The sequence below is a fragment of the Saccharopolyspora sp. genome (assembly GCF_017434145.1).
In the GTDB taxonomy this organism is placed as follows: Bacteria; Actinomycetota; Actinomycetes; order Mycobacteriales; family Pseudonocardiaceae; genus Saccharopolyspora_C; species Saccharopolyspora_C galaxeae.
Genome location: NZ_JAFRFW010000259.1, coordinates 1 through 2,719, shown reverse-complemented (window position 1 = coordinate 2,719; position 2,719 = coordinate 1). Strand labels below are relative to the sequence as shown.

The 2,719-nt window shown below is 72.3% G+C and carries 3 protein-coding genes; 2 read left to right on the top strand and 1 reads right to left on the bottom strand.

Annotated features, from left to right (window positions below; translation table 11 throughout):
• The coding region (locus IJH84_RS07260; protein ID WP_295141823.1) for a hypothetical protein at nt 1-490 on the bottom strand (490 nt) is incomplete at its 3' end.
• Nucleotides 491-732: 242 nt separating this feature from the next.
• On the opposite strand from IJH84_RS07260, the gene IJH84_RS07255 reads away from it, so the two are divergent.
• Nucleotides 733-1,041 carry an acylphosphatase gene (locus IJH84_RS07255; RefSeq protein WP_295141821.1) on the top strand — a complete coding sequence of 103 codons (309 nt, stop codon included), beginning with the start codon at nt 733-735 and terminating at the stop codon, nt 1,039-1,041.
• A gap of 103 nt (nt 1,042-1,144) precedes the next feature.
• On the top strand, nt 1,145-2,719 hold a 1,575-nt coding region (locus IJH84_RS07250; protein WP_295141818.1), incomplete at its 3' end, for an AAA family ATPase.

Here is a 2,719-nt window from a genome sequence, read left to right as displayed (position 1 = left end):
GCGGAGGCTGAGTCGTCGGGGGCGGATCGGTCGTCGGCGGCGGAGGCGGCGGCTTCGGCGTGGTCGGCGGCGTGGTCGGCTGCGGCGGGGTCGGCGACTCGGTCGGCGTGCCGGTGGGCCGCGGGGACTCCGAAGTCGTCTCCGGTGGCGGCGGCAACTCCTCGGACTCCTCGGAAGAACTCGTGGAACTGCTCGGGGAAGAAGTCGTGCCCGGCGCCATCGGCGGCGGAACCAGCACCGGCGGCGCCTCCGACGTCCGCGTGCCCGGATACCCGTCGGTGGTGACCAGCGTCGTCCCCGCAGGCCCTGGCGGGAGTTCGGAGCTGACGTCGTTGCGCTGCTGACCGCCCACGACCAGCGCGGCGGTGGTGGCGAAACCGGTGGCGACCACGACCCCGGTGGTCACCCACAGCACGAACCGGCGCGGCCGCGCGTCCGGGTGCTCGGCGTGGGGCTGCGCCCCATCGGCGTCCGGTGCGAAAGGGTCCATCAACGTTCCCGCCCTCGAAGTCCCACCGGCACGGACTGGCGAACCCGTGCCGCTGACCCGGTACGGACCTCGACCGGCGAAGTCGGACGTCCAGCACCGCGTGGATCACTCCTGGATCAGCGGACACGGTAGCCGCCGGTGCGCGGGCCACCGCCGCCGGGTGGGCCCCGTGCGCAGCCGGTTTGATCAAGGAGGCGGGGGCGGGTCGGCCGCATCCGCGCCGCAGCGGGCATCATGCGGGTGTGACCGACCGCAGCGATTCCGCGAGCAGGGACTCCGGCGACGCCCGCCTCACCGCCCGGGTGCACGGCTACGTGCAGGGCGTCGGGTTCCGGTGGTTCACCCGATCGAAGGCGCTGGAGCTGGGGCTGGTCGGCAGCGCGACCAACCTGCCCGCAGGCAAGGTCGAGGTCGTCGCCGAAGGTCCCCGCCACGCGTGCGAGCAACTGCTCGCCGCGCTGCGCTCCGCGGAAACCCCGGGCCGGGTGGAGCACGTCGGCGAGCAGTGGACGGAGCCGAAAGGCGGCCTGGACGGCTTCGTCGAGCGCTGAGAGCTCCCGCGTCCTGCGTGGTTATCCGCAATAGCCCGCACCGCGCCGGGTACGCTCGCGCGAACGCCGCACGCACAGACTCGCGGGAAGGTCGATCGCAGCCGTGCACTTGAAGAGCCTGACGCTGAAGGGGTTCAAGTCGTTCGCGTCGGCCACCACGCTGCGCTTCGAACCGGGCATCACCTGCGTGGTCGGCCCGAACGGCTCCGGCAAGTCCAACGTGCTCGACGCGTTGACCTGGGTGATGGGCGAGCAGGGCGCGAAAGCCTTGCGCGGCGGCAAGATGGAGGACGTCATCTTCGCCGGCACCTCCGGGCGCGCGCCGCTGGGCCGCGCCGAGGTCACGCTCACCATCGACAACGCCGACGGCGCGCTGCCCATCGAGTACACCGAGGTCTCGATCACCCGCCGGATGTACCGGGACGGCGCCAGCGAGTACGAGATCAACGGCAACACCTGCCGGTTGATGGACGTGCAGGAGCTGCTGTCCGACTCCGGCATCGGCCGCGAGATGCACGTGATCGTCGGGCAGGGCCAGCTGGCCTCGATCCTGCAGGCCAAGCCGGACGAGCACCGCAGGCTCATCGAAGAGGCCGCGGGCGTGCTCAAGCACCGCAAGCGCAAGGAGAAGGCGCTGCGGAAGCTGGACGCGATGCAGGCCAACCTCACCCGGCTGACCGACCTCACCGGCGAGTTGCGCCGCCAGCTCAAACCGCTCGGCAAGCAGGCCGAGATCGCGCGCAAGGCCCAGACCGTGCAGGCCGACCTGCGCGACGCGCGGCTGCGGCTGATCGCCGACGACCTGGTCAGCGCCCGCGCCGAACTGGCCCGCGACCAGGCCGACCAGGAGAACGCGAAGGCCAAGCGCGCCGAGGTCGAGCGCAACCTGCAGTTCGCCCAGTCCGAGGAGAAGGGGCTGGAGGAGAAGGTCGCCGCCGACGCGCCGCGGCTCAACCGCGCCCAGGACACCTGGTACCGGCTCTCCGCGTTGGAAGAACGGCTCAACTCCACGCTGCGGCTGGCCGAGGAGCGGCACAAGCACCTCACCGCGCAGAACGTCGAAGAACGCAGCGGCCGCGACCCGGACCAGCTCGAAGAGGAAGCCGCCGAAGCCGCCGAGCAGGAGATCGAGCTGCGCGAGGAGGTCGAACGCGCCCGGGAGGCGCTGGGCGAGGTGGAGCGCCGGCGCGCCGATCTCGAATCGCAGCTCAAGGACGCCGAGCGGGAGCACATGGCCGCGGTGCGCGCGATCGCCGACCGGCGCGAGGGCGTGGCGAAGCTGTCCGGCCAGGTCGAGTCGATGCGCTGCAAGGTCAGCGCCACCAGCGACGAGCTGGAACGGCTCACCGCCTCGCTGGCCGAGGCGCAGGAACGCGCCGAGGTCGCCGAATCCGCCTACGCCGACGCCGAAGCCGAAACCGGTGGCCAGGAATCCGACGACGCCGGGCTGGAGGAACGCCGGGTCAACGCGGCCGAAGCGCGCGACGCGGCGCGGGCGCGCGTGGAAGAGCTCGTGAAGGAAGAGCGCGCCGCCGAGCGGGAGATCGCTTCCTGGAAGGCCCGCGTCGAAGCGCTGTCGATGGGCCTGAACCGCAAGGACGGCGCGGGCGCGCTGCTGGCCGCCGGTGACCGGGTGCCCGGGCTGCTCGGGTCGGTGGCCGCGCTGCTGACCGTCGAT